The sequence below is a fragment of the Achromobacter marplatensis genome, from assembly GCF_049060505.1.
Classification (GTDB): Bacteria; Pseudomonadota; Gammaproteobacteria; order Burkholderiales; family Burkholderiaceae_B; genus Achromobacter; species Achromobacter marplatensis_A.
Genome location: NZ_JBMGRB010000004.1, coordinates 115,122 through 140,964 on the forward strand (window position 1 = coordinate 115,122; position 25,843 = coordinate 140,964).

Annotated in this window: 23 protein-coding genes and 1 pseudogene; 3 read left to right on the forward strand and 21 right to left on the reverse strand. The window is 65.6% G+C overall.

Annotated features, from left to right (window positions below; genetic code table 11):
* Position 1: 1 nt before the first annotated feature.
* The 7 genes from ACI0FO_RS11570 to ACI0FO_RS11600 are packed head-to-tail and all read right to left on the reverse strand — an operon-like array spanning position 2 to position 6,706.
* The gene (locus ACI0FO_RS11570; protein ID WP_416026799.1) at positions 2 to 1,444 is read right to left on the reverse strand and encodes an NAD(P)/FAD-dependent oxidoreductase; all 1,443 of its coding nucleotides are present in this window, start codon (positions 1,442 to 1,444) and stop codon (positions 2 to 4) included.
* Entirely contained in the window at positions 1,441 to 1,749 is a 309-nt protein-coding gene (locus ACI0FO_RS11575; RefSeq protein WP_006227750.1) for a (2Fe-2S)-binding protein, read from the reverse strand. The genes ACI0FO_RS11570 and ACI0FO_RS11575 overlap by 4 nt, the downstream gene beginning before the upstream one ends.
* Positions 1,733 to 2,890, reverse strand: coding sequence for an NAD(P)/FAD-dependent oxidoreductase (locus ACI0FO_RS11580; RefSeq protein WP_416026801.1), 1,158 nt, complete (start codon positions 2,888 to 2,890; stop codon positions 1,733 to 1,735). The genes ACI0FO_RS11575 and ACI0FO_RS11580 overlap by 17 nt, the downstream gene beginning before the upstream one ends.
* On the reverse strand, positions 2,890 to 3,690 hold the full coding sequence (locus ACI0FO_RS11585) for an ABC transporter permease (protein ID WP_416026803.1): 801 nt from the start codon (positions 3,688 to 3,690) through the stop codon (positions 2,890 to 2,892). The genes ACI0FO_RS11580 and ACI0FO_RS11585 overlap by 1 nt, the downstream gene beginning before the upstream one ends.
* A 1-nt stretch (position 3,691) precedes the next feature.
* Positions 3,692 to 4,558: an ABC transporter permease gene (locus ACI0FO_RS11590; RefSeq protein ID WP_416026805.1), complete on the reverse strand. Its 867-nt coding sequence runs from the start codon at positions 4,556 to 4,558 to the stop codon at positions 3,692 to 3,694.
* On the reverse strand, positions 4,555 to 5,616 hold the full coding sequence (locus ACI0FO_RS11595) for an ABC transporter ATP-binding protein (RefSeq protein WP_313456573.1): 1,062 nt from the start codon (positions 5,614 to 5,616) through the stop codon (positions 4,555 to 4,557). Before ACI0FO_RS11595 ends, ACI0FO_RS11590 begins: the two co-directional genes overlap by 4 nt.
* A 58-nt stretch (positions 5,617 to 5,674) precedes the next feature.
* The gene (locus tag ACI0FO_RS11600) at positions 5,675 to 6,706 is read right to left on the reverse strand and encodes an ABC transporter substrate-binding protein (protein WP_416026808.1); all 1,032 of its coding nucleotides are present in this window, start codon (positions 6,704 to 6,706) and stop codon (positions 5,675 to 5,677) included.
* Positions 6,707 to 6,837: 131 nt separating this feature from the next.
* Between ACI0FO_RS11600 and ACI0FO_RS11605 the strand changes: the two genes are divergently transcribed.
* Positions 6,838 to 7,641 carry a GntR family transcriptional regulator gene (locus ACI0FO_RS11605; RefSeq protein WP_416026810.1) on the forward strand — a complete coding sequence of 268 codons (804 nt, stop codon included), beginning with the start codon at positions 6,838 to 6,840 and terminating at the stop codon, positions 7,639 to 7,641.
* Here ACI0FO_RS11605 and ACI0FO_RS11610 read toward each other — a convergent pair.
* The 3 genes from ACI0FO_RS11610 to ACI0FO_RS11620 are packed head-to-tail and all read right to left on the reverse strand — an operon-like array spanning position 7,628 to position 12,424.
* Positions 7,628 to 9,355: a hydantoinase B/oxoprolinase family protein gene (locus ACI0FO_RS11610; RefSeq protein ID WP_416026811.1), complete on the reverse strand. Its 1,728-nt coding sequence runs from the start codon at positions 9,353 to 9,355 to the stop codon at positions 7,628 to 7,630. The two genes, ACI0FO_RS11605 and ACI0FO_RS11610, sit on opposite strands and share 14 nt — an antisense overlap.
* A complete protein-coding gene (locus ACI0FO_RS11615) occupies positions 9,348 to 11,405 on the reverse strand; it encodes a hydantoinase/oxoprolinase family protein (protein ID WP_416026813.1) in 2,058 nt (685 codons plus the stop codon). The genes ACI0FO_RS11610 and ACI0FO_RS11615 overlap by 8 nt, the downstream gene beginning before the upstream one ends.
* A gap of 38 nt (positions 11,406 to 11,443) precedes the next feature.
* A complete protein-coding gene (locus tag ACI0FO_RS11620; protein ID WP_416026815.1) occupies positions 11,444 to 12,424 on the reverse strand; it encodes a Bug family tripartite tricarboxylate transporter substrate binding protein in 981 nt (326 codons plus the stop codon).
* 174 nt (positions 12,425 to 12,598) lie between these two features.
* Here ACI0FO_RS11620 and ACI0FO_RS11625 point away from each other — a divergent pair, with 174 nt between their 5' ends.
* Entirely contained in the window at positions 12,599 to 13,480 is an 882-nt protein-coding gene (locus tag ACI0FO_RS11625) for a LysR family transcriptional regulator (RefSeq protein ID WP_416026817.1), read from the forward strand.
* 9 nt (positions 13,481 to 13,489) lie between these two features.
* Here the strand turns inward: ACI0FO_RS11625 and ACI0FO_RS11630 are convergent.
* From ACI0FO_RS11630 to ACI0FO_RS11670, 9 genes and pseudogenes are all read right to left on the reverse strand, one after another.
* A pseudogene (locus ACI0FO_RS11630) lies at positions 13,490 to 13,657 on the reverse strand (AraC family transcriptional regulator); the annotation flags it as partial.
* A 613-nt stretch (positions 13,658 to 14,270) separates the two neighbouring features.
* Complete coding sequence (locus ACI0FO_RS11635; RefSeq protein WP_416026819.1) at positions 14,271 to 15,206, reverse strand: 2-hydroxyacid dehydrogenase; 936 nt, start codon at positions 15,204 to 15,206, stop codon at positions 14,271 to 14,273.
* Positions 15,207 to 15,297: 91 nt separating this feature from the next.
* Positions 15,298 to 16,368: an ABC transporter substrate-binding protein gene (locus tag ACI0FO_RS11640; protein WP_416026821.1), complete on the reverse strand. Its 1,071-nt coding sequence runs from the start codon at positions 16,366 to 16,368 to the stop codon at positions 15,298 to 15,300.
* Complete coding sequence (locus ACI0FO_RS11645; RefSeq protein ID WP_416026823.1) at positions 16,365 to 17,537, reverse strand: NAD(P)/FAD-dependent oxidoreductase; 1,173 nt, start codon at positions 17,535 to 17,537, stop codon at positions 16,365 to 16,367. The genes ACI0FO_RS11640 and ACI0FO_RS11645 overlap by 4 nt, the downstream gene beginning before the upstream one ends.
* Positions 17,534 to 18,919, reverse strand: a complete 1,386-nt coding sequence (locus tag ACI0FO_RS11650) for an NAD(P)/FAD-dependent oxidoreductase (protein WP_416026825.1) — start codon at positions 18,917 to 18,919, stop codon at positions 17,534 to 17,536. Before ACI0FO_RS11650 ends, ACI0FO_RS11645 begins: the two co-directional genes overlap by 4 nt.
* Complete coding sequence (locus ACI0FO_RS11655) at positions 18,916 to 19,254, reverse strand: (2Fe-2S)-binding protein (protein ID WP_416026827.1); 339 nt, start codon at positions 19,252 to 19,254, stop codon at positions 18,916 to 18,918. Before ACI0FO_RS11655 ends, ACI0FO_RS11650 begins: the two co-directional genes overlap by 4 nt.
* Positions 19,255 to 19,291: 37 nt before the next feature.
* Entirely contained in the window at positions 19,292 to 20,086 is a 795-nt protein-coding gene (locus tag ACI0FO_RS11660; RefSeq protein WP_416026829.1) for an ABC transporter permease, read from the reverse strand.
* A 16-nt stretch (positions 20,087 to 20,102) separates the two neighbouring features.
* Complete coding sequence (locus tag ACI0FO_RS11665) at positions 20,103 to 20,990, reverse strand: ABC transporter permease (protein ID WP_416026831.1); 888 nt, start codon at positions 20,988 to 20,990, stop codon at positions 20,103 to 20,105.
* 1 nt (position 20,991) lies between these two features.
* Positions 20,992 to 22,059 (reverse strand): ABC transporter ATP-binding protein, encoded by a 1,068-nt coding sequence (locus ACI0FO_RS11670; protein WP_416026833.1) that lies wholly within the window; start codon positions 22,057 to 22,059, stop codon positions 20,992 to 20,994.
* Between the two features lie 215 nt (positions 22,060 to 22,274).
* Between ACI0FO_RS11670 and ACI0FO_RS11675 the strand changes: the two genes are divergently transcribed.
* Complete coding sequence (locus ACI0FO_RS11675) at positions 22,275 to 23,120, forward strand: IclR family transcriptional regulator (RefSeq protein ID WP_416026835.1); 846 nt, start codon at positions 22,275 to 22,277, stop codon at positions 23,118 to 23,120.
* Positions 23,121 to 23,516: 396 nt separating this feature from the next.
* Here ACI0FO_RS11675 and ACI0FO_RS11680 read toward each other — a convergent pair whose 3' ends face one another.
* Positions 23,517 to 24,680: an alpha-hydroxy acid oxidase gene (locus ACI0FO_RS11680; protein ID WP_416026837.1), complete on the reverse strand. Its 1,164-nt coding sequence runs from the start codon at positions 24,678 to 24,680 to the stop codon at positions 23,517 to 23,519.
* Between the two features lie 206 nt (positions 24,681 to 24,886).
* On the reverse strand, positions 24,887 to 25,783 hold the full coding sequence (locus ACI0FO_RS11685) for a phytanoyl-CoA dioxygenase family protein (RefSeq protein WP_313456544.1): 897 nt from the start codon (positions 25,781 to 25,783) through the stop codon (positions 24,887 to 24,889).
* Between the last annotated feature and the right edge of the window lie 60 nt (positions 25,784 to 25,843).

Sequence of the window (25,843 nt, forward strand, 5' to 3'; positions counted from 1 at the left end):
ATTACTTTTTCAGGCGCACAACGGCCTGGCGGGAATCGTCCGTTTGCGGCAGCGACGCCAGCTCGCCCAACGTCAACGGCTTGGTCGGAAAGCGCAGCCGGTAATAGCCCACTTCCTGCGTGGGCACGCCGCGCTCTTCAGCGATGATTTCAGCCACCGTCAGCCCGCAGAAGCGCCCCTGGCACGGCCCCATGCCGCAGCGCAGAAATGCCTTCATCTGGTTGGGTCCGCTGCAACCGAGCTTGACCGTTTCGCGCACCTGCGCAGCGGTCACTTCTTCGCAGCGGCATACGATGGTGTCGCCCGTGGGCCGCCGGAACGCGTCAGGCGCCTTGTAGAGCGCGTCGAAGAACTCGCGGCCTCTTACGGCACGGGCAAGCGCCTGGCGTGGCGCCACGGCCTGGCTATCGCGTTTGGCGGCATCGATGCGGCCCAACAGGTGCGCGGCCTGCAAGGCGGCCAGCCGGCCCCGGTGTTCCGCCGCCAGCGCGCCCGCGATCCCGGCGCCGTCACCCGCCATGCCGATACCGTCCACCGTCGTCAGGCCCCATTCATCGACCTGTGGCTCCCAACAATCCAGCGCCTCATTCCAGCGATGCTCGGCACCCACGGCGCGCGACAGATTCACGTTGGGCACCACGCCCTGATGCAGCATCAGCTGTTCCGCGGGCAAGGTCTTGGTGACGCCGCCGGCCGTGTAGCGCACGCTTTGCAGCTTGCCGTCGCCAACCGCCTCCAACGCCGTCACGCCGCGAGTGATGGGCACCGCTGCCTTCACCGCGCGCAACAGCTTCAAGCCCTTGCCCAGATACGGCGAACGCAGGAAGCCCCACACCTTGGGCAGCGCCTGGCCCATGCGTCCAGGTGGCGTGGTTTCCAGCAACGTGTCGATCTTCACGCCCGCATTCAGGTATTGCCAGGCCACCAGGTACAGCAGCGGGCCGCTGCCCGCCAGCACCGTGCGATCCGCCGGCACCACGCCCGCCGACTTCAACAAAATCTGCGCCGCGCCTGCCGTAATCACGCCCGGCAGCGTCCAGCCCGGAATCGGGAAGGGGCGCTCCTGCGCGCCGGTCGCCAGCAGCAAGCGGCGCGCATGGACGATGCGCGCTTCGCCCGCCACGGAATATGCCACCTCGAAGCCCCTCTCGGGATGCGGCGCGGTGCGCTCGGCCACCGCCCACACGGTGGCGCCCGGCACGTAGCGCGCGCCTGATTGCTTGAAGGGCGCGATCAGGGATGCACCGTGCCAATAGTCTTCACCCAGGATGCCCCGGTCGGTGACCGGCGTGGTCGTGATGGCGCGATAAATCTGTCCGCCCGGCGCCGGCTGCTCATCCAGCAGCACCGTATCCACGCCCAGCCCGGCCGCCAGCGTCGCCGCGGCCAACCCGGCCGGGCCCGCGCCCACCACCAGCAAATCGCATTGCGTTGTTTCGATCATGCCTGCACCTTGCGCGCGCCCAGCTGGCGCTCGATCTTCATGCCTTCGCGCACGGCCGTCATGCAGCCCTGCTGGTTCGCCTGGCCGTCAATGGTGACCAGGCAGTCGTAGCACACGCCCATCATGCAATAGGGCCCGCGCGGTACTTCGTTCACGGCGGTGTCGCGACAGGCCGACACGCCACCCGCGAACAAGGCGGCCGCCACGCTGTCGCCCTGGCGGCATTGCAGCTCGGCCCCGTTGACCGTCACGCGCACCGGCGCGCCTTGCGTCTGGCGCTGCGCCTCATCAAGCCTCTTGAACATGAAACCTCCGGGTCGAGAAGGGCGCCATGTCGTCGGCAAGCTTGCCGGCCACGATCATGGGCGCCAAATTGAGGGCGTGCGCGGCGGCCAGCGTCACGCCGCTATGACAGGTGGCGACGAAGGCGCCCGGGCACGTTTCGGATTGCTGATAGATCGGGAAACCATCCTTGGACATCACGCGCAACGCCGCCCAGCTGCGCACCACGCGCACGTCGCGCAATGCAGGCAGCGTGCGCACGGCGCGGTCGGCCAGCGTGCCCAGGATGGGCAGCCCCACCAGGTTATCCACATAGCCGGCTTCTTCCTGCGAATCGCCGATCAGCCACGTGCCTTCGTCCGTCTGACGCAACGTGGACAACGGTGTTTCCAGCAGGCGGCGCGTGCGTTCCAGCACCACGATCTGACCGCGTTGCGGGCGCACCGGCACGTCCAGGCCAACCTGCGCGCCCAGGTCCTTGTTGGACAAGCCCGATGCCAGCACCACCTTGCGCGCGCGCACCGTGCCCGATGGCGTCGCGATGTCGAACACGCCATCGCGCTGCTTGATGCTTTGCGCCGGACGGCGCGGCAGGTAATCCACAACCCGCTGTGCAAAACTCGCATGCAAGGCGCGCAGCAGCTTGAGCGGGTTGGCAATTCCGTCGACGGGCGTCCACGTTGCGCCGCGCACATCGGGGCCGATGCCCGGCACCAGGTCGGCCACTTCCGCGCGGTCCAGCAGCTTCCAGTCGTATTGCGCCATGCCGGGCTGCGCCAGCAGGGTTTGCATGAACTTGCCGCGCGCTTCCACCTCTTCGTCGCTTAGCAGCGCATGCAGTCCGCCGCGCTGCTCCAGGTGCACGTCTACGCCGGTTTCCTCCAGCAATTGCGCGGCCAAGCGCGGCCAACCGGCCGCGGACGTCATCGTCCACACGCCGTAGCGCGGCAGGCCCATGCCTTTGCTCTGCACCCACACCAGCCCGAAGTTGCCGCGCGACGCGCGGTAGGCCACGTCGCCTTCGTCCAGCACGGCCACATGGTCCAGCTCGCGCCGCAAGCCATAGGCGATGGCCGATCCCACCAGCCCGCCGCCGATCACCACGGCGTCATAAATGCCGCGATGCACGGGCGCGCGGGGCGCCAGTTCTTTCTCGTCCGTCATTAGCGTCCCTTTCCTACAAACAGCTTTTCCAGGCCGACCACGCGGTCCAGAATGAAAATGGCGATGATCGTCACGTAGATCAGCACGGCCGACACGGCGGTCACGAGCGGATCGATGGTGTCTTCGATATGCAGGAAGATGCGCACCGGCAGCGTGGTCGTCGACGGCGAAGCGATGAAGATCGACATGGTCAGTTCATCAAAGCTGGTGATGAACGCGATAACCCAGCCGCTGACCACGCCAGGCAGCAACAGCGGCAGCACCACGCGCCGGAACGCGGTCCAGTTGGACGCGCCCAACGATTGCGCGGCGCGCTCCAGCGCGGGGTCGATGCCGGTGGCCGACGCCAGTACCAGGCGCAGCGCGTATGGCATGACAAGGATCACGTGCGCCACCACCAGACCCACATAGGTGCCGGCCAGATCCACGGTGGTGAAAAACTTCAGGAAGGCCAGGCCCAGCACCACATGCGGGATCATCAGCGGCGACAGGAAGAATGCCACCAGCGCTTCGCGGCCACGGAAGCGGTTGCGGGCCAGGGCCAGCGCGCTGGGCACGGCCAACCCGATGGCTAGCGTCGCCGACAAGGTGCCCAGACCCAGGCTGAACCAAAACGCTTCGACAAAACGCGGGTTGTCCAAGATGGCGCGGAACCAGCGCAACGACAAGCCGCCCGTGGGCAGGGAAATAAAACCCTCTGACGTGAACGCCACCGCGCACACCATGACGATGGGCGCCAGGATGAACAGGATGAACAGCGTGTGGAACACCAGGCCGATGGGGCCGTTTCGAAATGGCATCTCAGCCTCCTGCCTGGTTGAAGACGGCGCCGTACTTGCGTTCAATGATCCGGTTGGCCGACAGCAGCACGACGACGGTGGCCAGCAGCAGCACCACGGCCAGCGCCGCGCCCAGCGGCCAGTTCAGCGTGTTCAGGAATTCGTCGTAGGCCGCCGTAGCCACGTTCTTCAAGCGCCGGCCGCCGATGATGGCGGGGGTGGCGAACGAGCTGGCCGCCATCGCGAACACCATGATCGCGCCCGACAGAATGCCGGGCATGACTTGCGGCACGATCACGCGCCGGATCACGGTGAACTGCGATGCCCCCAGCGACAAGGCGGCGGCTTCGGTGGCCGGATTGATCCGTTGCAGCGACGCCCACACCGAGATCACCATGAAGGGCACCAGCACGTGCGTCAGCGCGATGCCCACGCCCAGGTTGCTGTACATCAGGTCCACGGGGGTGTTGATCAGCCCGATGCCCATCAGCGCCTTGTTGATCAGCCCGGTGGAGCCGAACAGCAGCGCCCAACCCAGCGTGCGCACCACCACCGAAATCAGCAAGGGGCCCAGCACCACCATCAGGAACAAGCCCTTCCAGGGGTTGGCCATGCGTGACAGCACGTAGGCCTCGGCGGTGCCCAGCACCAGGCACGCAACCGTCACGGCCGCCGCCACGCCGAACGTGCGCGCGTAGATTTCGTAGTAGTAGCCGTCGCTGAAAATCTCGAAATAGTTCTTCCAGGTGAAGGTCACCTGCATGCCGCCATAGAACTGGAAGTCAAAGAAGCTGATCAGAAACACCAGCGCCATCGGCACCACCAGGAAGGTGGCGTAGACCACCAGCGCCGGCGCGCTCAGCATCCACGGGTTGGCGCGCGTGCTCATGACGCCAGACCCTTGGGCGCGGCCGCGACTTCGCACATATCCTGCGCGCGCCAGCGCAAGTGCACGGGCTCGCCCTCGGCGGGCACCGCCACGCCGTCGTTCTGGCGAATCACCATCACTTCGCCCACCGACGTATCAACCTGGCACAGCCAGTGGTTGCCCTGGAATACGCGCGTCTTCATGCGGCCGGGCAGGGCACAGGCGGCGGGTTCCGAGAACAGGATTTTTTCCGGGCGCACGATCACCGCGCCCTGCGGCACCGGTGCGCCGGCCATCGGGATGTGCGCTTCGCCGATGCGTGCGCGCGTCTCGTTTTCGTATTGCTCGGCCGTCGGTGTGAACACATTGGCCTTGCCCAGGAAACCGCCGACGAAATGGCTGGCCGGCCCTTCGTAGGCCTGGAAGGGTTCGGCCACCTGTTCCACCCGGCCCTGGTTCATCACCACGATGCGATCCGACAGCGCCAGCGCCTCGGACTGATCGTGTGTGACAAGAATGGTGGTGGTGCCGATCGTGCGCTGGATGCTGCGCAGTTCCAACTGCATTTCCTCGCGCAGCTTGGCGTCCAGGTTCGACAGCGGTTCGTCCAGCAGCAGCACGCTGGGCCGAATCACCAGCGCGCGCGCCAATGCCACGCGCTGCTGCTGACCGCCAGACATGCGCGCCGGATGCCGGTCCGCCAGATGGGACAGGCCCACCAGCTTCAAGGCATCGGCCACGCGCGCTTCCCGTTCTTCCTTCTTGACGCGCTGCATCTCCAGGCCGAACGATACGTTCTCAAACGCGGTCATGTGCGGGAACAGGGCATAGTTCTGGAACACCAGCCCCAGACCGCGCTTGTTGGCCGGCACCCGGCTAACGTCGCGGCCATCCAGCACGATGCTGCCGCTGGTGGGTTCAACAAAGCCCGCGATCATTTGCAGCGTGGTGGTCTTGCCGCATCCCGATGGCCCCAGCAGCGAAATGAACTCGCCGCGATTCACGGACAGGCTCAGTTCTTCCACGGCGGTCGTTTCGCCATAGCGCTTGCAAAGGCGGTTCAGCACTAAATAAGTCATGAAGGCTCCCGTGGGCGACGCGCCGCGCCGCCCCGTATTGCACTACCGGCTACGCGTATCAGCGCTCGATTTCCCGCGTCCAGCGCTTGTTCCAGTCGTCGCGGTTCTGGTTCACCGTGTCCCAGTCGATCACGATCAAATCGGCGGCGCGCTTGCCGATAGGCAGCGGCACGCGCGGGTCGTCGGCGACCTTCGCCTTCTTGTTGACCGGTCCGTAGCCGTAGGCGCTAGCCAGCTTTTCCTGCACTTCCGGCGTGACCAGGTACTGCACGAACGCCTGCGCCATGGGATTCGTCTTGGGCTTGGCGACGGGGCACACCGAGGACAGCAGCGCGTAGGCGCCTTCCTGCGGATACACGAAGCCCACCGGGAAGCCGGTGTCGGCAAACGATTTGGCCCGGCCGCTGCCCCACACCGAGATCACCGCCTGGCCGGATGAAAACAGCTCGGTCATCTTGCCGGGCGACGGCTCGTAGACCAGCACGTTGGGACCCACCTCGTTCTTGAAGGTGGTGAAGCCCGCGTCGATCTTCTTTTCGCCGCCCCCGCCTTCGCGCGCATATTCCACCAGCGCGTGCAGCCCGTAGGTGTTGTTCAGTGGCGGCACCACCAGCTGTTTCTTGTACTTCGGGTCCTTCAAATCCTTCCAGGACGTGGGCGGCGCCCACTTCTTTTCGTCGAAGACCTTTTTGTTGTACATGATGCCGGTGGCCACGATGCCGATGGCCACCGCCTTGTCGTCCTTGTAGCGCGCGGTGCTGTAGATATCGTCGCTCGAAAGGCCCTTGATGGGTTCGCAAAACCCCAACGCGATGGCCTGGTACATGGGGCCGTCATCGATGATGGCCACGTCGATCTGCTGGTTGCTCTTTTGCGCTTGCAGCCGCGCCACCGTATTGGTGGAATTGCCGGCCACATAGTCCAGCTCGACGCCGTGTTGCTTGGCGAAGGGCGGGAAGATGTCCTTGCGCATGATGTCTTCGAACGAACCGCCGTAGCCGGCCACCACCAACTTCTGCTGCGCTGCTGCATTTGCGCTGAGTCCGACGGCCACCGTCGTCGCCGCGATCACTGCAAGTACCTTACCCATGAGAACCCCCGATTGTTGGTACACTTTGTCCGTACATGAATGTCCGGACAAATAATGGATCCGACGAGACATCGTTGTCAATCGGTTATTGTCCGTACAAACCCCATATAACAATGCAAGGAGTCCCCCCCATGACCCGATCCTCCGAGCGCGCGGCCGGCCCTGGCGGAGCACGGCAGGCGCGCGGGAAACCCGAATCGCAGGCGCCGGACGGTGACGTTGGCGGCCCCCGCTACAAGAGCATTTTCCAAACGCTGTCGCACGACATCAGCACCGGCCGCTACCCGGTCATGACGCTGCTGCCGACCGAACACGAGCTCTGCGACCAGTTCAACGCCAGCCGCCACACCATCCGCGAAGCGATCCGCATGCTGACGGTTGCCGGCATGGTGTCGCGCCGCCCGGGTGTGGGCACCCGCGTCGAGACCGCCCGCGCCAGCACCCGGTTCACACAGCGCATCTCGCAATTTCCCGACCTGCTGCAATACGCGCGCAACGCCGCCCTGTTGGTACAAGACGTGCGCACCATCAAGCTGCCCAAGCGGCTGGCTGAGGCACTGGGCTGCACACCCGACAAGTCCTGGCTGCACATCAACTCCATCAAGACCCTGGACGACCAGGACACCGCCGCGGCCAGCACGCTGATCTACGCCGACCCCGAACATTCAGACGTGCGCGTCGAGGTCAAATCGCGCATTTCGCTGCTGCGCCTGATCGAAGACCACTTCGGCGACCGCATCACCGAGGTGAACCAGGAATTCTCGGCCACGCCCATCAACGCCACCATCGCCAAGCAGTTGAAGGTCGAGCCCAAGACGGCGGGCTTTGTCATCACCCGCCGCTATTACGGTGATGGCGGCCTGCTGCTGCTGGCCACCATCACCACCTTCCCGCACGACAAGATGAAGTATTCGATGACGCTCAACGTGGGGTGACGGGCACGGCGCCTGCGCCATAGGCGGCGCGCGCAGCCGCCGCGCTGACTTTCCCGTCGGCCAGATCCTGCGCGATGCGCGCGCGTAACCGCTCGGCCGGCGCGCCATACCCCCCCCCGCCTGGCGTTTCGATGCGCACGCTGTCGCCCGGCGCCAGGGCAATGTTGGCCGTCTTGGAAAACAGCGCTTCGGCCTGTGGCGTGCCGTAATTGCGGATCAGCCGTGCGCGGCGTCCGTCGCCGCCGCCGTCCACCCCGGCCGCCACGCCCACCGTGTGGCTGTCCGAGCGCGCCGAAAAAACGATGCCCGGCCCAACCGCCCGGATCTGCTTGGCGATCGCCAGTCCGCCGCGCGTGCGGCCGACGCCGCCGGAGTCGGGGATCATGGCGTACTCGTCCATCATCAACGGATACTCGTTTTCCAGCGCTTCAACCGGCAGGTTGGACGTGTTGGTCATATGCACGTGGACCGCGTCCATCCCGTCCGCATCGAAGCGAGCCCCTGCGCCGCCGCCCAAGGTTTCCAGATAGACGAAGTGCCCCGCGCGCTCGCGCCAGCGGCCCGAAAACACGATGGCGGGGCAGCAGTCGTTGCTGGACGCCATGGTCTTCTCGGGCGGCAGCAAGCCGCGGAACGCGCCGAAGATCGCGCCTGCCACCTTCTGCGCCGTGATCGACCGCGCGCCCACTGCCGCCGGATGTTCCGGGTTGGTGATGGTGCCCTGCGGCGCCGACACGGTAATAGGGTCGAACAAGCCGGCGTTGGGCGCCAGGTCCGGATCCAGCAGCGCTTTGACCGCGTAGTACACGCAAGCGCGCAACGCATTGATCGGCAGGTTCATCGCGCCGCGCGCCTGCTTGCCGGAGCCGTCGAAGTCGAAATGCAGATTGCCGGGCCGCACGGTCAGCGTCACTTGAATCGGCACCGGATCCCCGCCCATTCCGTCGTCGTCCAGATCGCTGCGGAACGTGTAGCTGCCTTGCCGCAGCTCGGCGATGCGGTTGAGCAGGCGCCGGCGCGTGTACGCGATCACGTCATCCACGGAGCGCAGCACCGCGTCCAGTCCCATCTGCCGGATCAGGCCTTGCACCGCGGCCGCGCCCCGGCGGTTTGTCGCCATTTGCACGCGCAGATCCAGCACACGCTCTTCGGGGTCGCGGGTGTTGGCGCAGATCAGGCGCAGCATGTCCTCGTCCGTCTCGCCATGCTTCGCGATGCGGCAGGCGGGGATGCGAATGCCTTCCTCGAAAATGGACTTCAAGCCGCCCGCGATCGATCCTGGCACGGCGCCGCCAACGTCAGAATGGTGCGCGATATTGGCCGCGAAGAAGCGCAGCACGCCTTCCCAGAACACGGGGGTAACGATGTTGATGTCGGGCAAGTGGCTGCCGTCTGCCAGATAGGGGTCGTTGCAGATGAAGACGTCGCCGTCGCGAATGTCGGCGGTCTTGAACGTGCGCAAGATCGCGCCCATCGCGCCGTCCAGCGAGCCCAGGTGCAGCGGTATCTGCGTGCCTTGCGCCACCAGCCGGCCCGCCGCGTCGAACAACGCTACCGAGCAGTCCTTGCGTTCCTTGATGTTGGTGGAGAACGACGCCCGCACCAGCGTGTTGTTCATGTCTTCGGTGATGGACAGCAGGCGGTTGCAGAACACCTCCATGCCAATGGGGTCGGCCAGCGCCACGCTGGAACTGGAATGGTCGGGCTTAGTCATGCAAGCCTCCTTGCAAACGGATGATCAGGTTGCCGTATTCGTCGACGCTGGCGTGCTGGCCCACGCCGACGACGGTGGTCGAACTCATTTCTTCCAGCAGTGCGGGGCCGACGAAGCGCGCGCCGGTGGGCACGCGATCGCGGTCGTACACCGGTGTCTCCTGCCATCCGTGCACGGGTCCGAAATAGGCGTCGCGCTGGCCGATCCTGGCGTCCGCCAGCACCCCGCCGATCTGGCGTGGCGCAAGCGGCGCCTTCACCACCTGGCCCACCGCCTGCATGCGGCAGTTGATGATCTGCACCTTACGGTCGTCCACCGTGTAGCCGTATTCGCGTTCGTGCGCCTCGGCGAAACGGCGCGCGAATTCCGCATGGCCGCCCACGCCGGTGTCGTCCAGGCTGACCTGCACTTCAAAGTTTTGTCCTTCGTAGCGGGCGTCGATCGCGCTGCGATAGACGCGAAGCGCAGGGTCCACGCGTTCTTCCGCCAACCAGTTTTCGGCTTGCGTGCGCAGGCCCGTGAAGATGGCCGCAATCGCCGGCCACGTGTCTTCGCCGGCCAGCGAGATCTCGCTTTGCACGAAGTCGAACGAAATGTCGCTGAGCAGAATGCCGCGCGCGCACATGGTGCCCGGCTCCTGCGGCACGATCACGACCGGGATGCCGCATTCCTCGGCCACTTCCACCGCGTGCAGCGGCCCCGCGCCGCCGTAGGCATACAACGCGAAGTCCGACAGGTCGTAGCCGCGCTCGGTCGATACGGCGCGGATGGCCCGGCTCATGTTCGCGGCCGCGATGCGCAGGATTCCTTCGGCGGCAGCGTCCCGGTCCAGGCCCAGCGGCTTGGCCACGCGTTCATCGATCACTTGCCGCGCCGCGTCGGCGTACACCGGCATGCGGCCGTTCAGCAAGGCCACGGGGTTCAGCCGCTGCAAAACGATCTCGGCGTCGGTGATTGTCGGTTCCTGGCCGCCGCGGCCGTAACCCACCGGCCCCGGCACGGCGCCCGCGCTGTGCGGGCCCACTTTCAGCGCGCCCGCGTCGTCCAGCCACGCGATGCTGCCCCCGCCCGCGCCGATCACGTGGATATCCACCATCGGCGTCTTGACGGGATAGCCCGCCACATGGCGATGCGATGTGAACAAGGGACGGCCATCGCACACCAGGGATACATCCGTGCTGGTTCCGCCCACATCGAAGGTGACCAGATTCAGGCTACCGATGGCGCGGCCCACGGCGGCCGCCCCCACCACGCCCGCCGCCGGCCCCGACAGGCAGGTCCGCACGGGATACTGGCGCACCGTGGCAATCGACATCAGCCCGCCATTGGAGTGGATGGTGTGCGGCTCATGATCGATATTCAATTCCCGCACGCGCAGCAGGAAGCGTTCCAGATAGCGCGCCATCTTCGGCCCGACGGCGGCATTCAGCACGGTCGTCGACAGGCGTTCATATTCGCGGAACTCCGGCAGCACATCGGACGACTGGCTGATGTAGACCCCCGGCATGACCTCCTCCACGAGCCGCGCCGCCCGGCGTTCGTGCGCCGGATTGCGGTAGGCGTGCAGGAAGCAGATCGTCACGGCTTCAATGCCAGCCGCGGCGAACTGGCGCGCGGCAGCCAGCACCTGCTCGTCGTCCAGCGGCGTCAACACCTCACCCGCCGCGTTGACGCGCTCGTCCACTTCAATACGGAACTCGCGCGGCACGGCGACAGGGGGTTTGCCCCCGCTGTAGTCGTACAGATGCGGCCGCGTCTGGCGGCCGATCTCCAGCACGTCGCGGAAGCCGCGCGTGGTGATCAGCCCCACGCGCGCGCCCTTGCGTTCGATGATGAGGTTGGTGGCGACCGTCGTGCCGTGCCCCACGTGCGACACCTGCGAGGGCGGCACGCCGTGGTCGGCCAACATCTGGCCGATGCCGGTGGCGATGGCTTCCGAAGGATCGTGCGGCGTGGAAGGCACTTTGTGAAAGTGCACCACGCCAGCGTCCTCGTCGATCATCGTGAAATCGGTAAACGTGCCTCCGACGTCTATCCCAATGCGATACATATCGTTCTTTCCAAAAAGAGTCTTGTGGGCCGGGCGGATCAATCCAGGCGGATGTCGGCCTTCTTCACCACCTGGCACCACTTGCTGATTTCATCTTTGATCATCGTGCCGAACACCGGCCCCGCCACGTCCGACACCTGCGCGCCTTGCTGCTCCAGATAGGTCTTCATGGCGGGCGCGTGCAAGGTCTGCACCAGGCCGTCGGTGAGCTTTTGCCGCAGCGGTTCGGGCAGGCCGGCCGGCGCCAGCATGCCGAACCACACCATGGCCTCGTAGCCCGGATACCCGGATTCCGCCACGGTCGGCACATCGGGCAGCATCGGCGAACGCTGCGGCGACGTCACCGCCAGCGCCTTGATCTTGCCGTCCTTGATGTAGGGGTAGGACGTCATCACAACGTCGACCATCATGTTGATTTGCCCGCCGACCAGATCAATCAGCGCCGGCCCGGATCCGCGATAGGGCACGTGCACCATCGACACGCCGGCGGTGGTCTTGAAGAGTTCGGCGGCCAGATGGTTGGACGTGCCCTGGCCGTTGGAGGCGAAGGAGTACTTTTCAGGCTCTTTCTTCAACAGCGCCACGAATTCCTGCAAGGTCTTGGCTGGCACCGACTGGTTGACCGACATCACGTTGGGAATCGTGGCCACCACGGTCAAGGGCGTGAAGTCCTTGATGGCGTCATACGGCAGCTTGGAATACACGCAGGGCGCGCTGCCGTGCGTGCTGACCGAGCCCATCAGGATGGTGTAGCCGTCGGCCGGTTGCCGAGCCACGTACTCGGTGCCCACCGTACCGCCAGCGCCGGGGCGGTTTTCAACGATGACGTTGGCGGACAGGCGCTGGCCCAGTCCTTCGGCCACCTTGCGCGCGATCAGGTCGGTCGACCCGCCGGCCGCGAACGGCACGACGATGCGGATCACTTTATCCGGCCAGGCGGCGCTGGCGGAACCGGCGGCCGCAAACAACGCGACCCCGGCGGCAATGCGACAGCAACTGCGTATCAGCCCTTGGTTCATGGCTTGGTTTCCCCTTGTTGATAGAACTTCCTTGTGGCCGGATCATGCGTGTCCGACCTTGGTTCGCTGCAACAACAAGGCCATGCTAGGCCTGGGGATTCAATGACAGCAGCCCTATGGGCTTATATTTGTATAACTGCTATTTATAGGTGCGCGGCCGTGAAGAATCCGGACTTGAATCTGCTTCTGCATTTCGACGCGCTGATGGCGTGCCGCAACGTCTCGCGCGCGGCCGAGCAGTTGAACATCAGCCAGCCGGCAATGAGCGCGGCGATGAACCGGCTGCGCCAGCTGTTTGGCGACCCCTTGCTGGTGCGCGAAGGCGGTGTGTGGCAACCCACGTTGCGCGCGATGGAGCTGCATCAGAATTTCAAGCCGCTTTTGGAAAGCTGGCATCGAGCTACCCGCACCCGCGAAGCCTTCGACCCCATGCACTCGTCGCGCAGGCTATCGTTCTATGCGACGGACTATGTGCAGTTCACGTTGTTGCCCAAGTTGATCCCGCGGCTGGCGGTAGACGCGCCGCATTTTCAATTGCAGATCGTGCCGGCGCGCCCACAGCACGGCCTGAGCATGCTGGACACGAATCATGTGGAATTGATTGCAGGCTATTTCCCTGACCCGGCCCCGGACCTGCGCACGCGGTTCCTGTACCAGGAGCCGGCGGTGTGCATCGTGCGCGAAGGGCATCCATGCTTGCGAAAGCGCTGGAATCTGGACGCCTATCTGCGCTATGGCCACTTGGACCTGGCGGCGCACACGCGCTATTTCAGCACCGCGATTGATCGCATTCTGATGGGACAAAACCGCAGCCGCAAGATCGTGGCGACGTTGTCCAGTTATCTGGTCTGTCCGTTCATCGTGGAGGGCTCGGACCTGATCGCGACGATGCCGGTCAGCATCGCCCGCGCGATGACGGGCGCGGCGCGCATCGTCACGTTAAAGGTGCCGCTGACGCTGCCGCCGATCGCCGTGTCGCTGTACTGGCACGAGCGCTATCAGGACGATCCCGCGCACGCGTGGCTGCGGCAGTATCTGGCCGGCGTGCTCGGGTAATTTCCGCCGCTATTTCAGGAGCAGGCAGATGCGGGTCTGCAATTGCGCGGGCGGGGTGCTGCGCGGGTCATTCAGGTATTGCTCGAACATGGGAAAGTCAGCCGGCACCATGCCGCTGGCGGGCAGCCATTCCGAGAACATCCATTGGTAGGGCTGGCTCATTTCGTTGTAGGGCCCGGGTTCGGGTTTCGGGCTTCATGCTTGCTCCTTGGAGGGCAATGTAGCTTTGGGGGGTTTGCAGATTTTGCGGTTTTTCGTGGGGTTTGTTGTCGTTATCTTGGGGCGTGACTGAAGGGTTCTTTTGACGCCTGTCGCGGCGGCGTCGCGCGGTGCGCGGGTCAACGATTGCGGTCCGGAGCCTTCGCTCCGGACTTCCCCCTTGTCATCTTCGTCGCCGCCTTCGGCGGTTCCTTCAGATTCCCTCGGGCTTATCGACGCCCCGCGCACCGCGCGACACCGCCACGCCAGGCTCGGTCAGATGCAATCTCGCGTCAGCGGGGGAGAGTTGCGCTCTTGCGTTCTCACCTCGAACGGGGGCTGGTGGAGGATCTTGCGGGACCCGCCCCAGGCCGGCCGCGCGGGCGGCCTTTTGGGGCTTACGCGATGTCTTGCGTCGGGGAGTTGCGCATAACCGCCGTCGGATGTGTGGTGCGTCGGATCGGCGGACGGTTGACCGTCGATCCGCGGGTCCGCTTTCCATGCCTCCATGCGCCCGTAGGATGGGTGGAGCGCGTCCGGGTCGGGTTCGTGCGGCGGTGTCGAACGCGCGCAACCCATCATGCCCGCATTATCAATACCCGCGCTGCGGATCGTAGATGTTCGGCAATGGCTCGCCGCGCTCGTTGGCCGCGATCAACAACGCGGTGTGCCGGGCGCGTTCCTTGCGGTCGGGGATCGCGGCGCAATGCGGCGTGATGATGATGCCGGGATGCGTCCACAACGGCGAATCCTGGGGCAGCGGTTCTTGCTCGAAAACGTCCAGGATCGCCTGGTGCAGCTGGCCGCTGTTCAAGGCATCTACGACGTCTTGCGTGACCATGTGCGATCCGCGGCCCGCGTTGATCAGGCTGGCGCCACGTGGAAGTTGCGACAACGTGGCGGTGTCGAGGATGCCTCTTGTGGCATCCGTGGCGGGCAGCAGGCAGACGAGCAAGTCCGTGCCCGCCAGGAATTCGCCAAACTGGGCCTGGCCGGCGTATGAGGGCAGGCCTTCCAGCGTGCTGGCGCCCCGCGACCAGCCAGTGACGGGAAAGCCCACGCGGGACAGTAGTTCGGCGGCGGCCACGCCCAGGTGTCCCAGGCCCATGATGCCGACGCGCATGTCGGCGGCCACGCGTAGCGAGTCGAAAAGCTCCCAGTGGCGGCGCGCCTGGTTGTCCACGACCCGTTTGATGTCGCGGGTCAGCATCAGCGCGGACGTCAGCACGAACTCGGCCATTTCGGTGCGGGTCCGGGCGGTGATCATGCGGGCGATGGACAGGTGGCGCGGCAGCTGCGGGTCGGCCAGGATGTGGTCGACGCCGGCGCCGGCGCTGATGATGAGCTTCAGGCGGGTAAAGGTGGCCAGCCGGCCGGCGTCGGGGGCCCAGACCAGCGCGTAGTCGACGGTGGCCGGGTCGATGTCTTCATGCCAGCCCACCACGTCCAGTTCGGGCGCGAAGGCGCGGAACTGTTCGCGCCATGCGTCGATGGCGGACGGGCCGCCGGAATTGATGATGAGCCGCATGCGGGTCCTTCCATTCTGTGGGCGGGCAGGCCCGGGCTGTGCGCGGCGCGCGCTTGCGGGTTATCCACAAGCGGCGCGCCGCAAGATCTTATCAACGTTCGACGGTGCGGTTCCAGCGGGCGTTGAACGCGGGCCGGGTCGTGTTGATCTGATCCCAGTCCAGGATCTTGGCGTTCGCCATATAGCCCTGGAAACGCTTGAGCGCCTCGGCGTTGTCGGCCGGCGCCTGGACGTTCTTGTTGGATGGGAAGTGGCCGCCCATTTCCAGCGCTTTTGCCTGGGCGCTGGCCGACAGCAGGTACAACGCCAGTTTTTGCGCCAGTTCGGGTTCGCTATTCTTGGCGATCACGCATTCGCCCACCATCAGGATCACCGAGCCTTCCTTGGGTTGCGCGTATTCGACCGGGATGTCGCGCTTCTTCAGGCGGGCGATCGCGGTGGGCGTCAACGGGAATATCGCGGCCTCGTTGGACTGGATCATCTCGGCCAACTTGGCCGAATTGGGGATGTATTCAAGCACGTTCGGGCCGATGGTGTCGGGCCACTTCTTGAAGCCGGGCTCGTAGTTCTTGTCGTCGCCGCCCTGGATGCGGTTGAACATCAGAAAGCCATGCAGTCCGAAGGTGCTGCCGGACGCGGACTGGAACACAACCTTGCCCTTGTACTTCGGATCCGCCAGGTCCATCCACGATGTGGGTGGCGCCCAACCTTTGTCGGCGAACATCTTGGTGTTGTAGCCCAGGCCCGTCATGCCGATGTCGATGCCGGCCGCCATGCGGTCCTTCATCACCGCGGTGGGATACAGTTCTTTCAGCACGGGATCGTCGTTCAGCTGTTCGCACAGGCCCATGGAAATTGCGCGCGCCATGATGCCGTCGTCCAGGAACATGACGTGCATCTGCGGCTTGTCCTTGTAGGCCTGCGCCTTGGCCAGCACATCGGTCGAGGTGCCGGGCACCACGACGATCTTGACGTTGTTGGCCTTTTCGAAATCCGGGAACACGTACTGCGTGAACGCGCGCTCCATGTCGCCGCCGTTCATGCCGACGTACAACGTCTTCTGCTGCGCCATGGCGCCCGCGGACAGCAACGCCATCATCGCCGCGCCCAACAGCCACTTCCCCTTGCCGGGGCGCGATGCGCCCTGTTTCTTATCCATCATGGTGACTCCAGCGTTTGCTCACGAACACTCTCAGGCCGGGCCGCGGCGCCGTGAGCGGCGGCCGAGAACCGTTCAATGCGGAAGGCATCGATAGGAATGGAGGACTGACCGCGCACGACCAGTTCGGACAACACTTCGCCCACGGCGGGGCCGATCTGGAAGCCCGCGCCCGACAGCCCGAAGGCGTGGAACAGACCGGGCACGGTGGAACTCGGCCCCAGCACCGGATTGTGGTCGGGCATATTGCCTTCCACGCCCGTCCAGAACCGAATGACCTGCGCGCCGCGCAGCACCGGCAGCAGCTTCGTGGCGTTGGCCATCAGCGTGCCCAGCCCCGCACGGCCAGGCCGCGCAAAATCCGGGTTCGACGACTCACCGCGCCCGCCACCGATCACGCAATTGCCGCGCGCCACCTGGCGCGCATAGATGCCGCCGCCCTGTATCCCTAGGCTGACGCCCATGAACACCGGTAGCGGCTCGGTCACCATCATCAGCGGATGGATGGAGGTTTCGGGCACCGGCTCGCCAAAGGCTTCGGCGAACCGGCCGGCCCAGGCGCCCGCGCAATTGAGCAGGAATCTCGAACGCACTTCCAACCCGTCGTCCGCGCGCAGGATGAAGTGCGATCCGTCATGGTCGGCGGACGCCACGCGCACGCCTTCGCGCACGTCCGCCCCCAATGCGGCGGCCGCGCGGCCGAATGCGGGCGACACCAAGCGGGGATTCGCGTGGCCGTCTTCCGGACAGAAGGAGCCCCCCGTAACTCCTTGGCCCAGCCAGCCGAAGCGGCGCGCCAAGGTGCGCCGGTCCAGCATTTCCAGGTGCATGCCGAAGCCCCGCGTGCGTTCGCGGTAGGCTTCCAGCAGCGCCATGTCGGACGCCGAGGCCGCCAGCTTCAAGTGGCCGGAGCGCACGTACTCGCCATCGATGCCGATCAGGGCGGGCAGTTGGCCCCACAGTTCATGCGCGCGCCGCGTCAACGGCATCTGTTCCAACCCGCGGCCCTGCCGGCGCACGCCGCCGTAGTTCACGCCGCTGGCGCGCGCGCCACACAGCGCGGCTTCCAGTAGCGCCACGGGCACGCCCTGGCGACGTAAGAAAAGCGCCGCGCTCCCGCCCACGATGCCGCCGCCGATGATGGCGACTTCGGTGTCGATACGTTGCGTCATGACGAGACCTTTTCCCGCCGTTCCAAGCACACCACGCGCACCGGCACCGGCTTGACCGGCGGTTGGTTGCGCAGGCGCCCGACCTCGGCCGGCGAGCGGCCGCAGGCATGAGCCAATACCTCGGCCGCGGCCGCGCCGCACATGCGGCCCTGGCAGCGTCCCATGCCCACGCGCGTCAGCGCTTTCAGGCGGTTCAGTTCCTGCGCGGCAGTATCGTTGACGGCCTGGCGCAACGTGCCGGCCGTAACCTCCTCGCAGCGGCAAACGACGGTATCGTCGGCAATGCCTTGGGCCCAATCCTCGGGGAATGGAAACGCGCGTTCCAGCGCCGCGCGCACGCGGCCGTTGGCGTCCAGCCGCGCTTCCAGCTCGCGGGCGCGCGCCGCATCGTGCGGATGCCGGCTGTCTTCCAACAGCGCCAGCGCGGCGCGTTCGCCGGCTAGTTCCGCGGCATCGGCCCCGGCGATCGCGGCGCCGTCCCCGGCCACGTAGACGCCCGGCACGCTGCTGCGTCCGGCGGCGTCGCGGCGCGGCGCCCAGCTGCGGTCGCGCGCGTTGTATTCGAATTCGCAGCCGGCCAGGCTTGCCAACTGGGTTTCGGAGCGCAGCGCCAGGCCATACGCCAGCGCGTCGCATTCGACGGTGCGCGTGCGCGCGCCCTGGCGGTAAATCAGCCCCGTCACGCGTTCCTTGCCTTGCACCGTCACCGGGCGCACGCCGCTACGCATCGGCACGCCGCGCAGGCGCAGCCACGCCATGTAATACAGCCCTTTGGCCAGCAGGCCGGGCGCGCGCAGCATGCCAGGCAACGCGGCCAGGCGGTCGCCAAAACGCGACGTGTCCAGCACCGCCGCCACCTGCGCGCCGGCCTTCGCGTATTGATAGGCCACCAGGTACAGCAGCGGGCCCGTACCCATGAAAGCGACGCGCGCGCCGATGGCGCAACCCTGGTACTTCAGCGCTACCTGCGACCCGCCCAAGGTGTAGACGCCGGGCGTCAACCAGCCGGGAAACGGCAGCACCCGGTCGGTGGCGCCGGTGGCCAGGATCAGGTGCGTGTACGGCACCGCCGTGCTGACGCCGTCCTGCAGAACGTCCAACGTCTTGCCTTCCAGGTTCCACACCAGGCTGCCGGGACGGTAGTCAACCAGCGGCAACAAGGCGTCCATGGCACGGTGCACGGCGTCGGCCTTGCGGTGTTCGAAGCCGTACAGCGCCGGTTTCGGGCGCTGGAACCCCGCTGGCGGCTGCCGGTAGATCTGGCCGCCCGCGCGCGGGGCCTCATCCAGGATCACGGGCCGCAGGCCCTGCGCGGCCAATGCCTGGGCGGCGCGCACGCCCGCCGGTCCGGCGCCCACGATAACGGGCATCACCATGCTCATGGCGCGTCGTCCTCCGGCCAGGCGGCAGCCAGCGTGCCCGGCGCGGCGGCGGGTGCCAGCGGCGAGGTCCGCAGTCGCATGCCGGGCTCGATAGCCGTGGAACATGCGCGCACGCGTGTGCCGTCTTCCAGCTGCATCCAGCAATCCTGGCACGCGCCCATCATGCAGAAGCCCGCGCGCGGCGCGCCGCCAAATTCAGAATGGCGCACGCAGTCGGCTTGCGTCAGCACGGCGGTCAACACCGTGTCGCCCGCCAGCGCGGTACAAGCCAGGCCGTCCAACGTGAACGGGATCGGGGGCCGGGCCGTTTCAGCCAGGCGTTTCAGTATGGCCATGATGCAGGCGCCTTGCTTGTCGTCGCGGTCGGAATGTTCATTTCTGCCCCACCAGCACGCGGTCCAGGCCATACACGCGGTCCAGCAGCAGCATGGTGACGGCTGTCAGCCCGATGACCAGCGCGGACACGGCCGCCATCATCGGGTCGATGGATTCGGTGGCGTACATGTACATGCGGACAGGCAGCGTGATCGTCGACGGCGCGGTGATGAACACCGACATCGTGAGTTCGTCGAAGCTATTGATGAACGCCAGCAGCCAGCCGCCCGACACGCCCGGAATGATCAACGGCAGCGTCACCTGGAAGAACACGGTGGCGCGGCTTGCGCCCAACGACAGCGCGGCGTGTTCGATGGACCGGTCGAAGCCCACCAGCGCGCCGATCACCAGCCGCATCACATACGGCGTGATGACCACGACGTGCGCGGCCACCAGCCACGGGAAACTGCCCGCCATGCCCATCAGCGCGAAAAAACGCAGCAAGGCAACGCCCAGCACCAGATGCGGAATCATCAGTGGCGACAGGAACAGGCCATTGAGCACGTCGCGCCCCGGAAAGCGGTAGCGGGTGATAGCGATGGCCGCGGGCACCGCCAGGCACACCGCGATGGTGGCCGACAGGAACGCCAGCCACAGGCTGTTCTGGAACGCCTGCATGAAGTTGGGGTGTTCAAACACCGCGCGGAACCAGCGCAACGAAAAGCTCGTGGTCGGCATCGTTAGTGTCGTGTCCGGCGTGAACGCGACCAGGCAAACGATGACCAGCGGCGCCAGCACGAATGCCACCACCAGGAAGTTGAACGCCAGCGCGAGAGGACCGTTTTTCTGCATGTCGATTCCTTTCCGGCTAGCCCAGGCTGCGGCGGTAAGAGCGTTCCACGACGCGGTTGTACGCCATCATGATGATCACGTTGACCACAAGCAGCACGATCGCGATAGCCGCGCCCAACGGCCAGTTCAGCTCGGTCAGGAATTCGTCGTACACCACGGTGGCCACCATCTTCAGGCGGCGGCCGCCCAACAGCGCGGGAATCGCGAACGAGCTGGCAGACAAGCCGAACACGATCAGGCTGCCCGACAGGATGCCCGGCATCGCCTGGGGCAGCACGATGCGTGTCAGCGTCTGGAAGCGCGACGCATTCAGCGACAGCGCGGCGTGTTCAACGGTGGGATCCAGCTTTTGCAGCGACGTCCAGACCGGGATCACCATGAACGGCATCATCACATGCACCAGGCCGATGATGACGGCGGTGGGCGTGTACAACAGCGGCCCCATCCCCAGCGCCGCGGCTGCGCGGCCAATGGCCCCGCCCGGGCCCAGCAGCATGCTCCAGCCGAAGGCGCGCACCACCAGTGAGATCAGCAACGGCGACAGCACCACCAGCAGAAAAATGGACCGCCACGGCTTGCCCATGCGCGACAGGATGTAGGCCTCGGGCGCGCCAATCAGCACGCAGATCAGCGTGGTGACGCCGGCGATCCAGAACGTGCGCCAGAAGATCTCAAGGAAATAACTGTCGGTGACCACCGCCAGGTAATGTTCGAAGGTGTGCCCCGGCAAGATGCCCGCGCCGTAGTCGAACGGGCGGAAGGACAGCACGAAGCTCAGCGCCAGCGGCGTCAGCACCAGCGTCAGGAAAACGATAGCAAGCGGCAGGGAACCCAGGATGGCAAGCAGGCCTTCGTTGCGCGGCTTGGGTCCGGCGGCGGCGCCGGATTGCGTCAGCGTCGCCATGTCAGGCCTCTTTCTGCGCGGGCGCGCGCAGCACGCGCAACACGCCTTCGGCCCAGTCCAGGTCGATGGCCTCGCCGTCGTCGTGCGGGCGGCGGCCGTCGTTGGGCGTCAGGACGGTCAGCGCCCCCACCGGCGAATCCAGGTCGTACATCCACTGGCTGCCCAGGAAATAACGCGTGCTGACGACACAGGACAACTTGCCCTGGCCCGCCGGCACCGGCACCAGTTTTTCCGGGCGCAGCGACAGCTGCACGCTATCGCCATGACGCAGCCCTTCGCCGTCGACCACGACGCGCAGGGCGCCGGTCTCGATTTCGGCCTGCTCGCCACAACGCGTGACACGGCCCGGCAGCAGATTGGTCTTGCCCACGAAGCGCGAGATGAACTCGCTTTGCGGATGCTCGTACATGCGAAAGGGCGCATCCACCTGCGTGGCGCGCCCGTCCTGCATGACCACGACGCGGTCGCTGATGGACAGCGCTTCGGCCTGGTCGTGCGTGACCATCACGGTAGTCGTGCCGATCTTCTTTTGAATGCTGCGCAATTCAAACTGCATGTCTTCGCGCAGCTTGGCGTCCAGGTTCGACAGCGGTTCGTCCAGCAGCAACACGGGTGGCCGGATGACTAGCGCGCGCGCCAGCGCCACGCGTTGGCGCTGACCGCCGGAGAGTTCGCGCGGAAAGCGGTCAGCGTGCTTGTCCAACTTCACCAACGCCAACGCCTCGCGCACGCGCTCTTGCCGTTCGGCGCGCTCGACGTTGCGCATTTTCAGGCCGAACGCCACGTTGTCGGTGACGGTCAGGTGCGGAAACAGCGCATAACTCTGGAACACGATTCCCAAACCCCGCGTGTTGGGCTTGGCGTGGGTGATGTCGCGCCCGTCCAGCGTGATGGTGCCGCGCGTCACGTCGGCAAAGCCGGCGATCATCTGCAGGGTCGTCGTCTTTCCGCAACCGGAAGGCCCCAGCAGCGAGACGAATTCGCCTTGCTCGACCGCCAGGCTCAGATCGGACACGACGCGCAGGTCGCCGTAGTTCTTCGAGACGTTGTCCAGCCGCAGAAATGACATATTCCAAACCCCGTAGCCCATGGCGGGCTTTGCGCCCCGGGGCAGGTCGGTTTCCCGACGCCCTGGCGGCTTATTCGATGGGGCAGTCTAGGTTTCGCCAAAACCCGGGGTCAATTAGGGTTTTCCGAACAATCGAATTTTTTGTCTACGAATTCCATTAGATAGAATTTCCTGATAAAAACGTGTCTGATAATTTTGATTATCGGAACCATAGAATGAAGAAATCAGAGACAAGCGACGAATCCGGCGGCCTGGGGGTCTTGCAACGGGCGTTTGCCGTGTTGCGCGTGCTGGCCGACGCCAAGGGCGAAAAGCTGCGCCTGACCGACATCGCCGCCCGCACCGGCCAAGCCCAGGCCACGGTGCATCGCGTGCTGCAAGGCCTGATGCAGGAAGGCGTGGTGGAGCAGCCCGCGCAAAGCAAGGGTTATCAGCTCAGCGTGGCGTTCTTCTCATTGGCGGCCGCCGCCGGCACGCATCAGTCCAGTCTGCGTTCGTTGTACCGGCCCGCCATGCTGCGCCTGTCGGGCATGCTGAACGACACGATTTTCCTGTTGGTGCGCAGCGGGTTCGACGCGGTCTGCGTGGACCGCGTCGACGGCGCGTTTCCGGTGCGCTCGCACACCGGCGACATCGGCGGGCGCGTGCCGTTGGGCATGGGCCAGGGCGGCCTGGTGCTGCTGGCCAGCCTGCCGGAGGCCGAGCGCGAAGAGGTCATCCGCTTCAATATCCCGCGGCTGCACCATCTGGGTTTCGTGGACGAGATCTCGATGCGCGTGCGCATCCGCGAATGTCTGGAACGGCAATACGCGCGCAGCCAGGGGCAGGGCGTGTTCCCCAACATCGCCGGGCTGGCGGTGCCGGTCTACGACCCCAACGGCGTAACCGTGGCGGCGCTAAGCGTGGCCGCGCCCATCGAACGCATCAATGACGAACGCCTGCCGCTGATCGTGGAAATGCTGCGCCGCGAAGCCGATGCCATAGGCGCGCAGATCAACCCCTTCGACCCGGCGCTACGCCGCCCCAGCCAGTACCTGGGCGCGGGAAACAGCGAAGGATGATGACCGTAAAGCGGCACGATAACGGGCCGCCGGTGGGATAACGGAAAGCCGGCACGATAACGGGCCGCCGGTACGATAACGGAAAGCCGGTAGGATGGGTGTAGCGCGAGAGTTCTTAAGCAAGAACCCAGGTCCGCAACGCGCGCAACCCATCAAGCAGCGGTGATTTCTTGGCCGCTTCAGCCACAATGCAATCGTTGCTTGATGGGTTGCGCGCGCTGGATATCGGGGTTCTTGCCGCCGATGTCTCGCGCTACACCCATCCTACGAACGATGGCGCCGTATATGAACGACCGTGCCATGTACGAACGACCGCGCCGTATACGAACGACCGTGCCATGTACGAACTAACGCGCCGTGTACGAAGCGCGTCAGGTACGAGCGAACGCGCCGAGCTCAGGTCGGGTAGGTGCCCGGCAACAGGATGCTGCGGTCGCCGGGTTCGATGTTGCGGCGGCCGCACAGCGCCATCGTCGTGTCCATTTCCTTGTACAGCAGCTCCAGCACGCGGGTCACGCCCGCCTGGCCGTAGGCGCCCAGGCCGTACAGGAATGCGCGGCCGATCATCGTCCCGCGCGCGCCCAGCGCCACCGCCTTCAGGATGTCCTGGCCCGAACGGATGCCGCCGTCCATCCAGACTTCGATCTTAGAGCCCACGGCGTCGGCGATCGACGGCAGCGCCGCGATCGACGACATGGCGCCGTCCAGCTGGCGGCCGCCGTGGTTGCTGACGATCAGCGCGTCGGCGCCGCTATTGGCCGCCAGTTGCGCATCTTCGGCATCCAGGATGCCCTTGATGATCAGCTTGCCGCCCCAACGCTGCTTGATCCATTCCACGTCGTCCCAGCTCAGGCGCGGGTCGAACTGTTCGGCCGTCCACGACGACAGCGAGGACAGATCGCTGACGCCTTTGGCGTGACCGACGATGTTGCCGAAGGTACGGCGCTTGGTACCCAGCATGCCCATGCACCAGCGCGGCTTGGTGGCCAGGTTGATCAGGTTGCGCAGCGTGGGCTTGGGCGGCGTCGACAGGCCGTTCTTGATGTCTTTATGGCGTTGGCCCAGGATCTGCAAGTCCAGCGTCAGCACCAGCGCGGTGCAGCCCGCGGCCTTGGCCCGGTCGATCAGATTGGCCACGAACTCGCGATCGCGCATCACGTAAAGCTGGAACCAGAACGGCTTTTTGGTTGCTTCGGCCACATCTTCCAGCGAGCAGATGCTCATCGTGGACAAGGTGAACGGCACGCCGAAATCCGCCGCGGCCTTGGCCGCCAGGATCTCCCCGTCCGCATGCTGCATGCCCGTCAGGCCGGTGGGCGAGATCGCCAGCGGCATCACCACATCATGGCCCGCCATGGTGGTGCGCAGCGACCGGCCTTCCATGTTCACCGCCACGCGCTGGCGCAGCTTGATCTTCTGGAAATCGCTTTCATTGGCGCGGTACGTGCCTTCGGTCCAGGCGCCGGAGTCGGCGTAGTCGTAGAACATGCGCGGCACGCGCTTTTGCGCAACGGCGCGCAAATCTTCGATGCAGGTGATCGTAGAAAGGTTAGCGGTCATGGGAGGTCTGAGGAGTGATAGAGGTGCGCCAGCTGCGTTTCGTTTTTCTGGAGTCTGGTGCCGCCGGCTGCGGCGGCTTCGCCACTGCGCAGGGGCGGCAACGCCCCGCGGCGCCGCTCAGTATACGCGCCGAGGCCGGCAAGCGTCGCTTGCCGGCCTCGTTCGCCCCCCTCGGACTGGAGCTCTGCGGCCCCTGCCCACCCAAGCTATCTTGGCCAGACCTTGCTGACCGCCCGAATCGTGGCCCAAGCCACCCAGCGCGGACTCGTCAGCCGCGCGCCGGGCAACCGCCGCATCACATCGACGGCCAGGCCGCCGCGCTTATGCCATTGCTTCTTGCGGGTCTGGCTGTCGGTCCAGCGGCCTTCCAACCACGGGAATTCACGCCGGCCCGGTTTGTAGACGGGCGGCGTGTTGTAGATCAGGATGTAGGCCAGCCGCGGCGACGGCGACGTATTGGGGCCGGTGAAGTGCAGCGTGCGGGCATCGTGCACGGTGATGCCGCCCGGGTCCAGCGGTTCTGGCACGGCCTGGTCGCGGGAAAAATCGCCGCAGCATTCCAGCGGGTGCAGGGTCTTGTCGCCGCCGGGCGAACGGTGCTCCAGCACATCCCATTTGTTCGACCCCGGAATGAACTGCATGCACCCGTTCTCGATGGTCGCAGGCTGCAGAGCCAGCCAGATGCTCAGCTCGTTGTAGATGAAGTCGGGCGAACGGAACGCCTCATCCTGGTGCCACGGCGTTTCCGGACCGTGCGGGCCAGGCTTGAGCAGCGCGTGTTCGCCGTACAGCGCGGCGTCGTCACCCAGCAGCTGCCGCGCCAGGTCCAGCGTGCGCTCGTGATACACCGTCTTCAGCAGACCGGGGGCATAATGGCGCGGATCATGCAGGCTGGGAAACTTGGCCGGCTTGGAGGGATCGTCGCGGCTCACGAAATCGTACTGCGCACCCTCGTTGTAGCCGGTCTTGTTCGCGAACAGGTCCAGCAGTGTCCGGCGGATGTACCCGACCTCGTCCTGCGGGCACATGTCCTTCAGGGCCAGGTACCCCTGGTCCCTGTAGCGCGCTGTCTCTGCTTCCGACAACAAACTGGTCTCTTCCATAATGGCTTCTCCAAGCTCTGGTAGCGGGCGTTCCCGTTGGCACGTTTTGACATGTGCTCT